The 15373-nt window shown below is 58.8% G+C and carries 17 protein-coding genes and 1 tRNA gene; 10 read left to right on the forward strand and 8 right to left on the reverse strand.

Going from position 1 to position 15373, the window contains the following annotated elements; genetic code table 11:
- Positions 1-11 precede the first annotated feature (11 nt).
- Positions 12-284 carry an usg protein gene (locus ACSHXH_RS14170; protein WP_435672456.1) on the reverse strand — a complete coding sequence of 91 codons (273 nt, stop codon included), beginning with the start codon at positions 282-284 and terminating at the stop codon, positions 12-14.
- Between the two features lie 243 nt (positions 285-527).
- Here ACSHXH_RS14170 and gyrA point away from each other — a divergent pair, with 243 nt between their 5' ends.
- On the forward strand, positions 528-3227 hold the full coding sequence (gene gyrA, locus ACSHXH_RS14175) for a DNA gyrase subunit A (protein ID WP_435672457.1): 2700 nt from the start codon (positions 528-530) through the stop codon (positions 3225-3227).
- A gap of 467 nt (positions 3228-3694) precedes the next feature.
- The gene (locus tag ACSHXH_RS14180; protein WP_435672458.1) at positions 3695-4027 is read left to right on the forward strand and encodes a CBU_0592 family membrane protein; all 333 of its coding nucleotides are present in this window, start codon (positions 3695-3697) and stop codon (positions 4025-4027) included.
- Here ACSHXH_RS14180 and ACSHXH_RS14185 read toward each other — a convergent pair.
- The 3 genes from ACSHXH_RS14185 to ACSHXH_RS14195 form a co-directional block, all read right to left on the reverse strand.
- Complete coding sequence (locus ACSHXH_RS14185; RefSeq protein ID WP_435672459.1) at positions 3991-4818, reverse strand: lysophospholipid acyltransferase family protein; 828 nt, start codon at positions 4816-4818, stop codon at positions 3991-3993. The two genes, ACSHXH_RS14180 and ACSHXH_RS14185, sit on opposite strands and share 37 nt — an antisense overlap.
- Positions 4815-5576 (reverse strand): GNAT family N-acetyltransferase, encoded by a 762-nt coding sequence (locus tag ACSHXH_RS14190; protein ID WP_435672460.1) that lies wholly within the window; start codon positions 5574-5576, stop codon positions 4815-4817. Before ACSHXH_RS14190 ends, ACSHXH_RS14185 begins: the two co-directional genes overlap by 4 nt.
- Positions 5577-5704: 128 nt before the next feature.
- Positions 5705-5887 carry a DUF3553 domain-containing protein gene (locus tag ACSHXH_RS14195; protein ID WP_435672461.1) on the reverse strand — a complete coding sequence of 61 codons (183 nt, stop codon included), beginning with the start codon at positions 5885-5887 and terminating at the stop codon, positions 5705-5707.
- A gap of 33 nt (positions 5888-5920) precedes the next feature.
- Between ACSHXH_RS14195 and ACSHXH_RS14200 the strand changes: the two genes are divergently transcribed.
- On the forward strand, positions 5921-6553 hold the full coding sequence (locus tag ACSHXH_RS14200; RefSeq protein ID WP_435672462.1) for a histidine phosphotransferase family protein: 633 nt from the start codon (positions 5921-5923) through the stop codon (positions 6551-6553).
- Here ACSHXH_RS14200 and ACSHXH_RS14205 read toward each other — a convergent pair.
- The 4 genes from ACSHXH_RS14205 to ACSHXH_RS14220 all read right to left on the reverse strand — a co-directional run bounded on the left by ACSHXH_RS14205 (position 6533) and on the right by ACSHXH_RS14220 (position 10783).
- A complete protein-coding gene (locus ACSHXH_RS14205; protein WP_435672463.1) occupies positions 6533-7636 on the reverse strand; it encodes an acetoin utilization protein AcuC in 1104 nt (367 codons plus the stop codon). The genes ACSHXH_RS14200 and ACSHXH_RS14205 overlap by 21 nt on opposite strands.
- A gap of 73 nt (positions 7637-7709) precedes the next feature.
- Positions 7710-9527, reverse strand: coding sequence for an ABC-F family ATP-binding cassette domain-containing protein (locus ACSHXH_RS14210; RefSeq protein ID WP_435672464.1), 1818 nt, complete (start codon positions 9525-9527; stop codon positions 7710-7712).
- A gap of 9 nt (positions 9528-9536) precedes the next feature.
- A complete protein-coding gene (locus ACSHXH_RS14215) occupies positions 9537-10328 on the reverse strand; it encodes a GNAT family N-acyltransferase (RefSeq protein WP_435672465.1) in 792 nt (263 codons plus the stop codon).
- On the reverse strand, positions 10328-10783 hold the full coding sequence (locus tag ACSHXH_RS14220) for an outer membrane protein assembly factor BamE (protein WP_435672466.1): 456 nt from the start codon (positions 10781-10783) through the stop codon (positions 10328-10330). Before ACSHXH_RS14220 ends, ACSHXH_RS14215 begins: the two co-directional genes overlap by 1 nt.
- An 87-nt stretch (positions 10784-10870) precedes the next feature.
- Between ACSHXH_RS14220 and ACSHXH_RS14225 the strand changes: the two genes are divergently transcribed.
- From ACSHXH_RS14225 to ACSHXH_RS14255, 7 genes are all read left to right on the forward strand, one after another.
- Positions 10871-11428 (forward strand): YceD family protein, encoded by a 558-nt coding sequence (locus tag ACSHXH_RS14225; protein ID WP_435672467.1) that lies wholly within the window; start codon positions 10871-10873, stop codon positions 11426-11428.
- A gap of 166 nt (positions 11429-11594) precedes the next feature.
- Positions 11595-11801, forward strand: coding sequence for a 50S ribosomal protein L32 (gene rpmF / locus ACSHXH_RS14230; RefSeq protein ID WP_435672468.1), 207 nt, complete (start codon positions 11595-11597; stop codon positions 11799-11801).
- A gap of 25 nt (positions 11802-11826) precedes the next feature.
- A complete protein-coding gene (gene plsX / locus ACSHXH_RS14235; RefSeq protein ID WP_435672469.1) occupies positions 11827-12924 on the forward strand; it encodes a phosphate acyltransferase PlsX in 1098 nt (365 codons plus the stop codon).
- A complete protein-coding gene (locus tag ACSHXH_RS14240; protein ID WP_435672470.1) occupies positions 12921-13892 on the forward strand; it encodes a beta-ketoacyl-ACP synthase III in 972 nt (323 codons plus the stop codon). The genes plsX and ACSHXH_RS14240 overlap by 4 nt, the downstream gene beginning before the upstream one ends.
- Positions 13893-13987: 95 nt before the next feature.
- Positions 13988-14290, forward strand: a complete 303-nt coding sequence (gene ihfA / locus ACSHXH_RS14245; protein WP_435672471.1) for an integration host factor subunit alpha — start codon at positions 13988-13990, stop codon at positions 14288-14290.
- A gap of 5 nt (positions 14291-14295) precedes the next feature.
- Entirely contained in the window at positions 14296-15231 is a 936-nt protein-coding gene (locus ACSHXH_RS14250) for a MerR family transcriptional regulator (RefSeq protein WP_435672472.1), read from the forward strand.
- Between the two features lie 69 nt (positions 15232-15300).
- Positions 15301-15373 (forward strand) — tRNA-Pro (locus tag ACSHXH_RS14255).

The raw sequence follows: 15373 nt of genomic DNA on the forward strand, positions 1-15373 counted from the left end.
ACGGCGCGGCTTCAGTGAATGGTGAACTCTCCCACCACTTGCCGCCATTCCCCCGACGATAACAACTTGCGGTGAGTATACTGCACCGAATGCAGCGGGCCTTCGATGCTGTCCTGCCAGAATTCGATAAATTCAAACAGCTTGGGGTGATCCGGCGCGAGATCGTATTCCTGCCAAACAAATGTGTTCAGCACATTCTTGAAATCCGGCATCCGGTAATACAGCTGCGCCGTGGTCAACCCGTAGCCGCGCAGCATCAATTCGGTTTCACTCATCTGGGACATGCAAACCTCGTTCGGTTTTTATTCTACGCCCCATTGTGCCATGGATTCGTTACATTTCAATAAAAACAATGTGTTATCCAGTATCCCCCCTGAGTGCCAAAGCAGATGTGCCACTAAATCGGTCAAGTTGATTGCAGCCTACATCCTGTCTCTGATATACAGGGCCTCAACAAAATATAGAAATTGACACAGCAGGCTATCCACGTGAGCGACTCGCCAGAAACTCCTGATAACACAGAAGATATGCCGCCTGAGCGCCCGAAATACTCCGGGCCGCAGGTGTCCATCACCGACGAGATGAAGACCTCTTACCTCGATTACGCGATGAGCGTGATCGTGAGCCGGGCGATTCCTGATCTGCGCGATGGCCTGAAACCTGTGCACCGGCGCATCCTTTACGCGATGCACGAAAGCAACAACGGGCATGACAAGCCCTACCGAAAATCGGCCCGTCCCGTGGGCGACGTGATGGGAAAATACCACCCGCATGGCGACAGCGCGATCTATGACGCGCTGGTGCGGATGGCGCAGGATTTCTCAATGTCGCTGCCGCTTTTGGATGGTCAGGGCAATTTCGGGTCGATGGACGGCGATAACGCGGCGGCCATGCGCTATACCGAAGTGCGCATGGACAAGCCCGCAGCGTTTCTTATGGCGGATATCGACAAGGAAACTGTTGATTTTCAGGACAATTACGATGGCAAGGACCGTGAACCCACAGTGCTTCCGGCGCGGTTCCCGAACATGCTGGTCAATGGCGCGGGCGGCATTGCCGTTGGTATGGCAACCAACATCCCGCCGCATAACCTTGGCGAAGTGATTGATGCCACGCTGGCGCTGATCGAAGAGCCTGACCTGTCGTCTGAGCAGTTGATCGACTACGTCCCCGGCCCTGACTTCCCGACCGGTGGCATCATGCTGGGCCGGTCCGGGGCGCGCAAAGCCTATCTTGAGGGGCGTGGATCGGTCGTCATCCGATCCAAGACGCGGGTTGAGGAAATCCGCAAGGATCGCTGGGCGATTGTTATCGACGAAATCCCGTATCAGGTGAACAAATCCACCATGATCGAACGGATCGCCGAGGCCGCGCGCGAAAAGCGGATCGAGGGGATTTCCCACGTTCAGGACGAATCCGACCGCAACGGCGTGCGGGTTGTGATCGAGCTGAAGCGCGATGCGACAGCAGAGGTGGTGCTGAACCAATTGTTCCGCTTTACCCCGATGCAGGTCTATTTCGGCTGCAACATGCTGGCTCTGAATGGTGGACGCCCGGAACAGCTCACGCTGCGCAAGTTCCTGACATCCTTCATTGATTTCCGTGAAGATGTGGTCGCGCGGCGGACCGCGCATCTGCTGCGCAAGGCACGCGAACGCAGCCACGTTCTATGTGGTCTGGCCGTTGCTGTCACCAATATCGACGAGATTGTTGCGACGATCCGGTCCTCTGCCGATGCGGCCGAAGCCCGCGAGCGGTTGATGACGCGGCGCTGGCCTGCTCGGGATATCTTGCCCTATATCGCACTGATCGACGATCCGACCCATACAGCAAATGACGACGGCACCTATAACCTCTCTGAGGTTCAGGCCCGTGCCATTCTGGAACTGCGTTTGCAGCGCCTGACCCAGATCGGGGTCAAGGAAGTCACCGACGAGCTGGAAGAACTGGCCGGCAAAATCCGCGAATACCTTGAGATATTGGGGTCGCGCGACCGGATCATGGGCATCATCTCGGACGAGCTGCGCGAGGTACGCGAACTGTTCGCGGTGCCGCGCCGGACCGAGATTGTCGACTGGTCGGGCGACATGGACGACGAAGACCTGATCGAACGCGAGGACATGGTGGTCACTGTGACCCAGTCGGGTTGGATCAAGCGCACCCCGCTGGCTGATTTCCGCGCCCAAAAGCGTGGTGGCAAGGGTCTTTCTGGTATGGCGACCAAGGACGACGACGTTGTCACTACGCTGTTTGTGGCCAACACCCATACGCAGCTTTTGTTCTTCACAACCGAAGGCATGGTTTACAAACTCAAGACGTGGCGCCTGCCCCAGGGTGGACGGACAGCCAAGGGCAAGGCAATCGTCAATATCCTGCCGATCCCGACGGGTGTGTCGATTGCCGCGATCATGCCAGTGGACCGCGACGAAAAGCATTGGGACGATTTGCAGATCATCTTTGCCACCAGTGCAGGCGATGTGCGCCGCAACGCGTTGTCAGACTTCACCAATGTGATGCGCAATGGCAAGATCGCCATGGATCTGCCCGAGGGTGTGGAGCTGGTGAATGCGCGCATCGCGTCAGAAGATGACGATGTGATGCTTGTCACCAATGCTGGTCGCGCGATCCGTTTCCCGACCACCGCTGTGCGGGTCTTCAAGGGCCGCAAATCGACCGGGGTGCGCGGCATTCGCCTGAGCGATGAAGACCGCGTGGTCAGCATGGCTGTGATCCGCCACTTTGAGGCCGATCCGGCGGAACGGGCGGCCTATCTCAAGATGCGCCGTGCGGTGGCTGGCTTGGCCGATGATGCCGAGGTTGAAGATGACGAGGACGCCGCAGCGCCCGGTTCGATCACGCAAGAACGCTATGCCGAGATGTCGGCGGCGGAAAACCTGATCCTCACGATCACAGCCAAAGGCGCTGGCAAACTATCGTCGTCGCATGATTACCCGGTGCGCGGACGTGGTGGCCAAGGGGTTCAGGCCATCGACAAAGCCATGCGTGGCGGAGCCATTGTGGCGTCTTTCCCGGTGGAAATGGACGACCAGATCATGCTTGCGACCTCAAAGGGGCAATCGATCCGGGTTCCGGTGGACGGCATTTCCTTCCGGTCGCGTAGCGCGGGTGGTGTGAAAGTGTTCAACACCGGCGCGGATGAAGTGGTGGTGTCGGTTGCATGGATTGCCGATCAGGGCGAAGAAGACGACTCAGCCGTCGAGGAGTGATCGCGCATCGGATGAGGTGCGTCCGGTAGAGAATTGATAACAAAAATAATAACGGCGCAGGGTCAAATCTGCGCCGTTTTGCGTTTGTGTTACACGACTCGCCTAGCGTGCCGCTTGACGCTGTTGCGATTGGACCGAACGGACATCGATGTGGAAATTCACACCATATTCACGGGACGGGGCGATCTGGGTCGGGTATTCCAGACCTGTGCTGACGTGCGTCAGGTTTAGAATGACAAGTTGGGGATTAAACGGCGCATCATGGTGATCCGGCAGCGTTTGTTTAAGGCGGGTTCTGTCAAAGCTCTTTTGGGCACATGATGTTTATTTAAAGAGTTTTCGGTTTCACAAAGCCCTTTTTACCTTGTGTCAGAAGCGGACACCTTTCGTTTCAGGCACCATATTTCGCAAATCTGACCCGGCTTTCCGCTGATGCGGGGGGTCGGGTCAATTTCAGGAGCCCTTTCATGTCGGCCCTTCTTGACCTCATGCGCGCTTATCCGACTGCGTTACAGGCGTGTGGCGTGATGGGTTCGGTCATTTACGTAGGGGGCTTTGCCTTGGTGCAATCCGGGCGCACCTGCGGAAACGGGCCGGTCTATTCCGCAAGCAAGATTGTTGCGGCGATCTTGGTCCTAGTCAGCCTTGTCGGCGCGTTCAATCTCGGGGCGTTTTTGATCCAGATCGGGTTCATAACCTTTGGGCTTTGGGGGTTTGTTCGAAGACGCTCGGGAACTGCGCACAGGAGATCAAAAGCCGAAGGCTACGCCTCGACCCGGTTATGGGCCGAACGCACCTGATCTTCGAGATGGCTTGCCAAGGATTTGCGATTGGGAAAGTCATCCACCCGCACAGGCGCGTGATACACCACTTCAACTTTGCCCTGACGCCGCTGGGCCAGAACCTTGAGCAGGTGTTCCCCAAAGCCCATATCTCCCCACCAGCCGTAAAATCGCGGATCGGCACCGTCGGGCGGATGGTAGATCACAGTGACGGGCTGAATATGCATGTCATGCACCAGCGTATCAGAAAAGAACGGCGCAAAGAGTGTCGGCTTGAACGGCAGCACCCGGAGCGTGTCGGTCGATGTGCCTTCGGGAAAAAACAAAAGCCGGTGACCGTGCTGCAATCGGTCTTCAAAAACAGTCATTTGGTTTTTCACATCCCGCTTGTCGCGGCGGATGAACACCGTACCAGTAGCCCGCGCCAACCAGCCGATGCCCGGCCACGCGGCCACTTCGGATTTTGAGACGAAGTAAATGTTCTTACGCGCGTTCAATGCAAAGATATCCAGCCACGATCCATGATTGGCCACCACCGCTCCGGGGACCGACATGCGTGGCCCCCGCGCCAAAAGCGGCAGATCAAGGATCATAAGGGCGGTGCGACAAACCGCTTGGGTGATGTAGGGCGTCACCGGGCGGTCCACGCCAAAGATCGGGCGTTCAAACAGGCGCAGCACCAGAAGCAGCGCCAAACCGCCAAACACCACCACCGCAAGAATTGTGCCACGCACGCCGACCCGAACCCAGCCCAGCGGCGAAATCCGCTCTGTCGTGATCGGATCATCGCTGTTCCAAGTCGGGCTCATGATCTGGGCCGTGCGGCGCGGTGCAGTACAGAGCTGTTCAGTTTCGATGCCTCCAGAATCAGGCAGACATCCGTGGTGTTGAACGCGTGATCGACATAAACCCCCTGCCCGATGCTGCCACCAAGTTTCAGGTAAGATTTGATCAAGGCAGGTGTATCGCGCATCGCGCGTTTGCGGTTTATCTGGCCCGCAGGCACCACCGGCACGGAACCTGCCATCTTGGAGGTGACCCGAAGGTGCGGCGGCGCGAGGTAGGTTTCGTGCAAATGCGCAATCGGATGCCTGAGTGCGTTTTGGTCAGTGCCATGAAAGCTGGCGGTGCCGAACAACAGGTCGATCTTGTGCTTTGACACATAGTCCGCCACTCCCTGCCAGAGCGCGAAAAGGGCAGGCCCTCCGCGATGGTCAGCGTGCAGGCAGGATCGCCCCAGCTCCAAAAGCCGCAAGCCACTTTTTTCCAGCAAACTCAGATCAAATTCGGCGGCGGAATAGAATCCCCCCGCTTGGTCTGCATGATGCGCGGTCATAAGCCGGTAGACCCCCACAACCTTGTCCTTGCCCAAAGTGGTGTCGCGCAACAACAGGTGATCGGCATGGGCGTCGAACCCATCGGCCTCAAGCCGCGCGGCATGATCCACACCAGCCCCATCGCTGCCAAGCTCGGCCACGAACACGTCATAGCGCAGCCGTTGCGCGGCGCGCAGATCGTTGTCCGACCGCGCAAGCGACACCTGAAAGGGGGTCGTATTCTGAAGCATAAAGGGCCACGCACCTCGTTTCCGATCAGCTTACTGCGCCACACTGTGACGCGCAACGGCGTCGGGCGGACCCGTATCTGTGTTCGTCGGCAATATATTAAGGGTTTATCAACGATTGGGTGTGATGTTTATTCATCGAAAACAGGAACCAGCCCGATGCGCGATCCGTCTATCACCACCTTGCCCATTTCGCGGAAATTGACCGTGATCCGGTCGCCGATGGCCGATTGGACCTGTCCAATCCCCCAATCGGGTTCACTTGGGTGGCGGACCAGCGATCCGGGTTCCAACAGGCCATTGAGGTCAGACATAAGCGGTCTCCTTACTGCTTATTGGGGGATATAGTGCAACAGGACGACGCTTCACTGGCCGCGTTGATCGGATCGCGGATTTGCCATGACCTGATCAACCCTATTGGCGCAATTTCCAACGGATTGGAACTGGTTGGAATGGGCGGTGCCAGCCCCGGCGGACCCGAAATGTCGTTGATCCAGCAAAGTTGCGACAATGCCACGTCATTGATCCGCTTCTTTCGCATCGCCTTTGGCAGCTATTGCGACACTCCCATGATTTCTGACCGCGAGGCGCGTCAGACGGTGACGGACCATTACGCGGGCACTCGGATCACGGCAGATTGGCAGATCGACGGGGATGTGCCGCGCAATGTTGTGCAATTGGGCTACCTGTCCGCCTTATGTCTTGAAGCCGCGTTGCCCTTGGGCGGGCAGTTGATCATTGATCAGCATGGACATGACATCGTGGCCACGGCACGTGCTGATACTTTGCGCACGGATGCTGCGGTATGGGGGCTTTTGACCGGGGAATGCGGCGCGCAGAACGATATGGATCTGCGTCCATCGGATGTGCAGTTTGTGCTTTTGTCGCATCTATGCCGCGATCGGGGCATCCCCATTGCCCTGACCCACGGCCAAAATCACATCGCTTTGGCAGTGACGCTACCCGCCGGAACCGGCTGACCGCGCGGTAAGCGTGGCCACCGCATGGCGCACCTGATCCGACACCGGGCCAGTGCGCGCGGGATCGAGCAACGTGGTCACCAAACGCGCGTCAGGCTGGGCTTTGCGTGTCCACTGCAATCCGCGCAGAATGTCAGCGGCCGGGTCCGGCAGACCATCAGGGATCTCAAACCCGGCAAGAGTGGCCCAGACGCAGGTCCAGGCGCGTGCAACGCTCCAGGGGTTATAACCGCCGCCACCCGACACGATCAGGCGCGACGACATGGGTCTCAGCGCATTGATCGCCGCCACGTAGCAGCGATTGGACAGGGTCAGTCGGGACAAAGGGTCTTCTGTCACCGCGTCCGCGCCGCATTGCAGATAGATCGCTTGCGGGTTCTGACGCGCGATGGCGGGAAGGATCACATCGTTCAGGATCAGGTCAAATTCGGTGTCGTTGAACCCGCGCGGGACCGGAATGTTGATACCAGCTCCACCCGCATCATCATCAAGCGCACCGGTAAAGGGCCAGCGTTTGTCCTCGTGAATCGAGATCATCTGAACCGCGTCAGAGCCATGAAACGCCACCGCGACGCCATCGCAATGATGCGCGTCGATGTCGATATAGGCGATCCGGGTCAGCCCAAGGTCCAACAGCCGCTGGATCGTCAGAACAGGTTCGTTGATGTAGCAAAACCCGTTGGCCCGGTCTGGCAACCCGTGATGCGTGCCGCCACCTGGGTTGTAGGCAACGCCACCGTGCCGCACATGTTCGGCCGCCAAAAGCCCACCGCCTGCGGCTGTGGCGGGGCGGCGATAGACTTCGGGGAAAACGGGATTGGACAGGCTGCCAAGATCAAAGGCCAGATCAGGGCATTGCGTGGCTTCGGCCTTTTGCAGCGCGTCGATATAGGCTTGGGTGTGAAACCCGGTCAGCGCCGCGGGCTTGGCACAGGGGCTGGTGCGGTATTGCCCGGATGGCAACCACCCTAAGGTGCGGCACAGGTCCATCACCGTGGGCACGCGCGGAATAGACAGCGGATGATGCGCGCCATAGCTTGAACCGCGATAGATCCGGGCGCCGATGAAAATGGGATCAGTCATGGGCAAAGAGGTAGAACGCCCCGAACCATAGCCAAAACGCAGTGATGCTGATGTGCGTTCGGTCGACGAAAGCTCACCCCGCCTCGGCCTTTTCCGACAGTTCCAACCACAGGTTTTCGGCGTCTGCGAGGGCCGTTTGCCGGGCGACAAGCGCTTCGCTGGCTTTCTTGAATTTCACCGGTTCGCGGGTGAACAGCTGGGGGTCGGCCATCAAGTGCTCCAACTTGCCGATCTCGGCGGTCAGGCGGTCAATCTCGGCGGGCAGCTCTTCGAGGCGATGCTTTTCGGTAAAGCTGAGACCCGATTTCGCCTTGGCCGCCGCCGCTGCGGATTTTGCGGCGGATTTGGTCGTGGATTTCGCCGGTCCCGCATCGCCGTCATGTTCTCCAAGCTGGGTTTGGTAATCGCTCCAGCCACCGGCATAGACGGTTGCGCGGCCCCTGCCCTCCATCGCCACGGTGGTAGACGCGACGCGATCCAGAAAATCCCGGTCGTGGCTGATGAGCAGGACCGTGCCATCATATTCGCTCAGCAAATCCTGCAAAAGATCGAGCGTTTCGACATCCAGATCGTTGGTCGGTTCGTCCAGCACCAGCAGGTTCGATTCCCGCGCCATGATCCGCGCCAGCAAAAGCCGTGCCTTTTCACCCCCAGACAGGGAACGCACCGGCGCGCGCGCCTGCGCCTCGTCGAACAGGAATTCCTTGAGATAGCCGACCACATGCTTCGGCATGCCGCGCACCATGATCTGATCTGCCTTGCCCGAGACCCGCATTTCGGGGTCGCCGGTCAGGTTTTCCCACAGGGTCAGATCGCCGTTCAGCTGCGCACGCGCCTGATCAAAGACCGCAGGCACAAGGTTCGTGCCCAGCTTGACCGTTCCCGCATCGGGGGCAATGTCGCCCATCAGCATCTTGATCAGCGTGGTCTTGCCGACGCCATTTGGGCCAACAAAGGCCACCCGGTCGCCGCGCTGCACGGTCAGGGAAAAGTCGCGCACGATGGCTGTGTCGCCAAAGACCTTGGTCAGGCCCACCGCCTCGATCACCTTGCGGCCGGATTTTGGCCCCGAGGCCAGTTCCATCGCTGCGGTGTCCTGCCGTTTGATCATGCTGCTGCGTTCGCCCCGCAACTCTTGCAGGGCACGCACACGGCCCATGTTGCGTTTGCGCCGCGCGCTGATGCCTTCGACAGCCCATCGCGCCTCAGATTTGATCCGGCGGTCCATCTTGTGGCGCTGGAGGTCTTCGTCCTCCCACATTTTGTCACGCCACGCCTCGAAGCCGTCAAACCCTTTTTCCTGCCGCCGCACCTGTCCCCGGTCGATCCAGAGCGTGGCGCGGGTGAGTTCGGACAGAAAGCGCCGGTCGTGGCTGATCAGGACAAAGCCTTTGCGGGTGCGCTTCAATTCGTCTTCGAGCCAACCGATCGCCTCGATGTCGAGGTGGTTGGTAGGTTCGTCCAGCAGCATCAACTCGGGGTCTTGCGCCATCAGCCGCGCCAAGGCCGCGCGACGACGTTCGCCGCCGGATGCGGTCTCGACCGAGCGGTCGGGATCGAATTTCAGGCCTTCGCCTGCGCGTTCAACCTTGTAAAGCTCGGACGGGTCCAGACCATGCATGGCATAGTCCCCCAGCGTGGCAAAATCGCTCAAGTCCGGATCTTGTTCCATGTATCCCACGCTGACACCGGGCGACACAACGCGGTCGCCGGTATCGCCTTCGACCAATCCGGCCATCACCTTCATCAAGGTGGATTTGCCCGATCCGTTGCGGCCCACAAGCGCCACCCGGTCACCGGGATGCACCACAAGGCTGAGATCGTGGAAGACAGGGTCGCCACCAAAGGTCAGCGAAATGTCATTGAGTTGGAGAAGCGGAATATTGGCCATGGCGTCGCGCTACGGCGCGGCGGGCACAACGTCAAGAGGTGTCGCTTGCGCGGTCAGTGCCAAGGCTCGCAGCCGACGTTTGCGCGGTTCGGGAATTGCGTCAATCCGAAGCCCCGTAAAGACGTGAAGCGTGTCGAGATATGTGTCAGGCACCGCATGATCGCCGACCCAGCCTCCCATGTTCAGATAGCTGCGCAACAGAGGCGGGATGACAGCGGTTCCTCCGGGGGTTTTGGGAAGGTCAATGGCATACTGCGCTTTGCGTCCGGGACGCCATGCCACCGGGCCAAGGTGGTGCGCCCGCAGCGCGGCCAGCGTGGCACTGTGCCGCTCGGGGTTTGCCCCTTGCAATGAACTGCACCCCAGCATCATTCCTACACCCTGCGCGTCGACCAAAGCCCCAAGTGCCGCCCAGGCAAGGCGGAGCGCCATGATATCGGAGGGGCCGTCGGCCTGACACACGCGGCCAAGTTCGAGAAAGGGCGCGCGGGATTGGTCAAAGTCGCTCAGGTCATAGAATTGCCCGGTATAGGTTTGTGCGAGGTCTTTGACGGATGGGATCAGCCGTGCCCGGAACGCAACGCGCATATCGCACGACGCTGTGCCAACGGTACCGTGCAGGCAAGCCGCATCAAAACGGTCTTCGTCCCGCGCGCCGTTGCGAAATACCTTGCCCCGCAACGCCAGCGCATCACGACGGATATCAGGCGAAGACCCGATGCGCGCGGTATAGCCGCCCAGCCGCAGATGGATTGCCTCGGCGGGCACGGCGACATGATACGCCGCCGCGTGTGCTGACATCAGTTGAAGAAGTCAGCAGCATTGATACCGCCAATATTGCCGAACAGCTTGCGGATAAAGCTGATATCACCGTCGCCCGACCGGGTGATCCGGCGCGCGATTGGCACGACCTGCCCGTCCTGCAACCCGAAGCGTTCGATGTTTTCGACCACACCGGCGTTGTCAAAGGTGATGGCCAGAACTTCACGGTCAACAACTTCGGGTCGTTGCCACGCGTAGTGACGCACATCGCTTTCAATGTAGTAAAAGCCCGAGTCGCTTAGCGCCCCAGATGTCGACGGAACGCCGATCAGGTCTTCTACTGTGCCACGGGTATCAACCCCCGGCACAATTTGCTGCAATTCGTCTTCGGATGGGACATAGCCGTGCGTCCGTACACGTTCCGTGCAACCGGCAAGCGATATGCACAAGAGCGTCACAAGCCCGATCCTGACTGTCGATCTGATGCCCTGCATGGCGCCTCTCTTGCGTTGGCGTTCGCTGCCTTTTATCCCGATTACACGGCCTTGGGCCTGCGTTCAAGCAAAGGGTGAACACAAGATATGGCACAACCGGTTCTGAAACCCGGAGAATTTCGCGTCAACGACTTGCCGACTTGGGCTCCGACATCGTTTGATTTGCAACCGGATGCGGCTGCGCGGGCGGCGATCTCGGATGAGGTAACGGTTCTCGCGTTGAAAAAACTGCGCTTTGAAGGGGAGATTGCGCCTTATGGGGCACGCGGATGGACGTTGACCGGCAAACTTGGGGCCACTGTGGTGCAGCCCTGTGTTGTCACCTTGGATCCTGTGACGACCCGCCTTGATGAAGTCGTGGAGCGCGTGTTCCTGCCAGCCGAAATGATCGAAGAAGATGCGCCCGGTGCAGAAACCGAAATTCCCGAGGACATCAGCACCGAGCCTTTGGGCACGATTATCTCGGCATATGAGGTGATGATCGAATCGCTTTTGCTCGCCCTTCCGCTCTATCCGCGTGCCGGAGACGCCGAACTGGGTTCGGCCACCTTTGCCGAAGACGGGATCACGCCGCTCAAGGATGAGGACACAAAGCCCTTTGCCGGGCTTGCCGGGTTGCGAGATCAGCTTGATAAAAAGTCGTGAACAAGGCCACCAGAAAACGCTTGCGGATTTCACCATTGCCCCTATGTTCGCGCCTTCATCTGAGGTGGGGGTTGTCTCCCGGCCCGGTTTCCCCGTAAGAGGCCGGACACACCCAAAACGCGGCATGGCGAGCATGCTACAGATTATAGATAATTGAGGTTGAGACATGGCCGTCCAACAGAACAAAGTCTCCAAATCGCGTCGCAACAATCGTCGCGCGCATGATGCTCTGGTAGCTGCAAACCCGAATGAATGTTCGAATTGCGGTGAACTGAAGCGTCCACACCACGTTTGTCCGTCCTGCGGCCACTACGCAGATCGCGCAGTGATTGCTCAGGCCGACGAAATCGACCTGGACGAAGACGCGGCATAAGCAACGATTGGGCGAACCCCTCTGAATGACCTCTTCGCAGGATCATAAAAAGGTGGGTATCGCGCCAATAGTGCTATCTATCGACGCAATGGGCGGCGATTTAGGGCCGGAGGCGGTTGTCTCCGGCATGTCTCGTTCTGCCAAGGCGAATCCCGACATTCGGTTTCTGGTCCATGGCCCGAAAGCGAAATTGGCAAAGCTGATCGAGCGCAAAAAGGCCTTGGCTGGGCGGTGCGAAATCCGCGATGCGGCGGGCGTTGTATCGATGCAGGATAAGCCAAGTCAGATCATGCGTCACGGGCAAGACACGTCCATGTGGGCGGCGATAGAATCTGTGCGCAACAAAGAGGCAACTGTCGCGGTGTCCTGTGGAAACACGGGCGCTTTGATGGCTCTGTCGATGATCCGCTTGCGCAAGCTGCCGGGGGTAAACCGCCCGGCCATTGCGATCCTGTGGCCGTCGCGTAATCCCCAAGGCTTCAATGTCATGCTCGACGTGGGTGCCGATGTGCGCGCCGATGCGCAGGACCTGCTTCAATACGCGCTGATGGGGGTGTCCTATGCCCGCAACGGTCTTGAGCTGGACCGTCCGCGTGTCGGGTTGCTCAATGTTGGCACCGAAGAACACAAAGGTCGCGCCGAACTGCGCGAGGCGCACGAGCTGATCGGCAAAATGGCGGACCGGGCGCAATTCGAATTTGTTGGGTTCGTCGAAGGCGGCGATATTCCGGGCAAGGCCTGTGATGTGATCGTCACTGACGGGTTTACTGGCAATGTCGCTCTCAAAACCGGAGAAGGCACCGCATCGCTGATCGGTGACCGGCTGAAAGAAGCCTTTGCCTACTCGCCTTTGTCGCGTCTGGCGTCGCTTCTCGCACTGACATCGTTGCGGCGCTTGAAGAAAAAGATTGACCCACGCCGCGTGAATGGTGGGGTGTTTCTTGGGCTGAACGGCACCGTTGTGAAATCACACGGGTCGGCGGATGCCACTGGCGTTTCGGCAGCAATCAAGCTCGCGTTTCAACTGGCACAGTCCGGCTTTGCAGATCGGCTTGCGGCGCGTTTGGCATTGCTCACAGACTCGAAAACTGACCTAGCCCACTCGGAGGAGACACCCAAATGACCACACGCGCGGTTGTCGTAGGGTTGGGGCATTACCTGCCCGAGCGGGTTGTGCCAAATGCCGAATTCGAGGCCTCATTGGACACGTCCGACGAATGGATCAAATTGCGGTCCGGCATAGAGCAACGGCATTTCGCAGCCGAGGGTGAAACCACATCAGATTTGGCAACACACGCCGCGAAAAAAGCTCTGGCTCATGCGGGGCTTGGCCCCAATGATCTGGATGCCATCGTTCTGGCCACATCCACGGCCGATCTGACGTTTCCGTCTGCGGCAACCATGGTGCAATCTGCAATCGGCATGACGCGCGGCTTTGCCTTTGACGTACAAGCTGTCTGTGCTGGGTTCATCTATGCGATGTCCACGGCCAATGCGCTCATTGTCTCGGGGCAAGCCAAACGCATTATGGTGATCGGGGCGGAAACCTTTAGCCGGATCATGGATTGGAGCGACCGTGGCACCTGTGTCCTGTTTGGCGACGGTGCCGGTGCGGTGATCCTTGAAGCGCAAGACGGTGTCGGTGACACATCCGACCGCGGCATCTTGGCGGTTGACCTCAATTCTGACGGGCAGCACCGCGATATTCTGTTTGTCGATGGCGGTGTCAGTACGCAAACCACCGGCTATTTGCGGATGCAGGGCAAAGAAGTGTTCCGGCACGCGGTGGAAAAACTGGCCGCGACCGCAACAACCGCAATGCAAAGCGCCGGGATCACCAGCGAAGACGTCGATTGGATTGTGCCGCACCAGGCCAATATTCGCATCATCCAAGGCACGGCCAAGAAGCTGGGCCTGTCGATGGATCATGTGATCGTTACGGTTCAGGATCACGGCAACACGTCGGCAGCATCGATTCCTCTTGCCTTGTCGGTGGGTGTCGAACGCGGCCAGATCAAACAAGGCGATGTAATCGTCACCGAGGCAATTGGTGGCGGTCTGGCATGGGGCGCGGTCGTTCTGCGCTGGTAAGCAATTGGTTTCCAAAAGCCCTCGTGCAAGCCATTGATATTGACTCGGAAAATCGCAAGGCCCATGCTGGCCTGAATTGGAGAGGTGTGTGTGTTATGGGACAGAAGACTTTGACGCGTATGGACCTGAGCGAAGCTGTGTTTCGTGAGGTTGGGCTGTCGCGCAACGAAAGTGCCGATCTTGTCGAAGCGGTTTTGAACCATATGTCGAATTCCCTGGTAGAGGGTGATCAGGTCAAGATTTCGTCATTCGGGACGTTTTCGATCCGTGACAAAGCGGCACGCGTCGGGCGCAACCCGAAGACCGGTGAAGAGGTTCCAATCAACCCACGCCGGGTTCTGACCTTCCGTCCGTCGCATTTGATGAAAGATCGCGTGGCCGCAGGCAACAAGGGCTGACTGCCATGAGCAAGTCCGCAGATGCGTTTCGAACCATCAGTGAAGTGGCTGAATGGCTGGAAACCCCAGCCCATGTTCTTCGGTTTTGGGAAAGCAAGTTCACGCAGGTGAAGCCGGTCAAGCGTGCCGGGGGACGCCGCTATTATCGCCCGGCGGATATGAAGCTTCTGGGTGGTATCAAGAAGCTGCTGCACGAAGACGGATTGACCATCAAGGGGGCGCAAAAGGTTCTTCGGGAACAGGGCATTAGGCACGTATCTTCACTTTGTGCATTAAGTTTAGGTGACGAATTCGACAATGAGCTTGCGGACATGCAGGATGTCGCGCTTGCCGATCCCGTCGATACGGTGGTCCCTTTCGTCAAGCCAGAGAGTTTGGACGACGAGGGCACTGCGGTGGATATGTTTGCTGCGCAGGACGATGCCGGTGACATCTCCCTTTCAGAAAGCATGACCTCAGACGGCACGGAAACTGAAGTGCCTGTGGTTTTCGAACAGCAGGCCGACACCGTTACATCGGATACACCAGAGCCGGACGTTGCCGTAGCTGAAGACCTGACCGCGACAAACACCCTGTCAGCATCGACTGACCTTCAGGCAACGACAGCGCCTGATGCGATTGACAGCATTGCGCCGGACACCGCCTTTAATGACCCTGATGTCCCTGACGTGTCGCCGGTTGGTCCGCAGGACGACGCGGCTGACGATCCAGTGATCGAGACCACAAGCAGCCTACCCGGATTCTTGCAGCACTCCATGCAAGAACGACAGGCCGACGACCGGATCGAGGCTGAGTCGGCCTTGGCGGACGCAGCGCCAATAGAACCTGCTGCGCCCATGCCAGGCCTTTTGACCCATCTTTCCAAGCTGTCCCACCTTCCTGCACAGACCGCACGCGACGCGGCACCTTTTGTGCAGCGCCTGCGGGATATGGCGCGATAACTTTAGCGGCGGTTTTGTTGGCATTTCGCTCTTGCGGCCTGACCCAAAACCGTTATGACAGGCGTCAGTCGGGCTATGGCGCAGCCTGGTAGCGCGTCCGTCTGGGGGACGGAAGGTCGCAGGTTCGAGTCCTGCTAGCCCG

It is taken from the genome of Marivita sp., assembly GCF_051251565.1.
GTDB lineage: Bacteria > Pseudomonadota > Alphaproteobacteria > Rhodobacterales > Rhodobacteraceae > Marivita.

Bases quoted from the DNA above. Each gene is read 5' to 3' on its own strand.
- ACSHXH_RS14250 (WP_435672472.1), top strand. From the start codon at position 14,296: ATGAGCAAGTCCGCAGATGCGTTTCGAACCATCAGTGAAGTGGCTGAA.
- plsX (WP_435672469.1), top strand. From the start codon at position 11,827: ATGACCTCTTCGCAGGATCATAAAAAGGTGGGTATCGCGCCAATAGTG.
- ACSHXH_RS14195 (WP_435672461.1), bottom strand. From the start codon at position 5,887: ATGTCTGACCTCAATGGCCTGTTGGAACCCGGATCGCTGGTCCGCCAC.
- rpmF (WP_435672468.1), top strand. From the start codon at position 11,595: ATGGCCGTCCAACAGAACAAAGTCTCCAAATCGCGTCGCAACAATCGT.
- ACSHXH_RS14215 (WP_435672465.1), bottom strand. From the start codon at position 10,328: ATGTCAGCACACGCGGCGGCGTATCATGTCGCCGTGCCCGCCGAGGCA.
- ACSHXH_RS14180 (WP_435672458.1), top strand. From the start codon at position 3,695: ATGTCGGCCCTTCTTGACCTCATGCGCGCTTATCCGACTGCGTTACAG.
- ACSHXH_RS14170 (WP_435672456.1), bottom strand. From the start codon at position 284: ATGTCCCAGATGAGTGAAACCGAATTGATGCTGCGCGGCTACGGGTTG.
- ACSHXH_RS14185 (WP_435672459.1), bottom strand. From the start codon at position 4,818: ATGAGCCCGACTTGGAACAGCGATGATCCGATCACGACAGAGCGGATT.
- ACSHXH_RS14225 (WP_435672467.1), top strand. From the start codon at position 10,871: ATGGCACAACCGGTTCTGAAACCCGGAGAATTTCGCGTCAACGACTTG.
- ACSHXH_RS14240 (WP_435672470.1), top strand. From the start codon at position 12,921: ATGACCACACGCGCGGTTGTCGTAGGGTTGGGGCATTACCTGCCCGAG.
- ACSHXH_RS14190 (WP_435672460.1), bottom strand. From the start codon at position 5,576: ATGCTTCAGAATACGACCCCCTTTCAGGTGTCGCTTGCGCGGTCGGAC.
- ACSHXH_RS14220 (WP_435672466.1), bottom strand. From the start codon at position 10,783: ATGCAGGGCATCAGATCGACAGTCAGGATCGGGCTTGTGACGCTCTTG.
- ACSHXH_RS14205 (WP_435672463.1), bottom strand. From the start codon at position 7,636: ATGACTGATCCCATTTTCATCGGCGCCCGGATCTATCGCGGTTCAAGC.
- ihfA (WP_435672471.1), top strand. From the start codon at position 13,988: ATGGGACAGAAGACTTTGACGCGTATGGACCTGAGCGAAGCTGTGTTT.
- ACSHXH_RS14210 (WP_435672464.1), bottom strand. From the start codon at position 9,527: ATGGCCAATATTCCGCTTCTCCAACTCAATGACATTTCGCTGACCTTT.
- gyrA (WP_435672457.1), top strand. From the start codon at position 528: ATGCCGCCTGAGCGCCCGAAATACTCCGGGCCGCAGGTGTCCATCACC.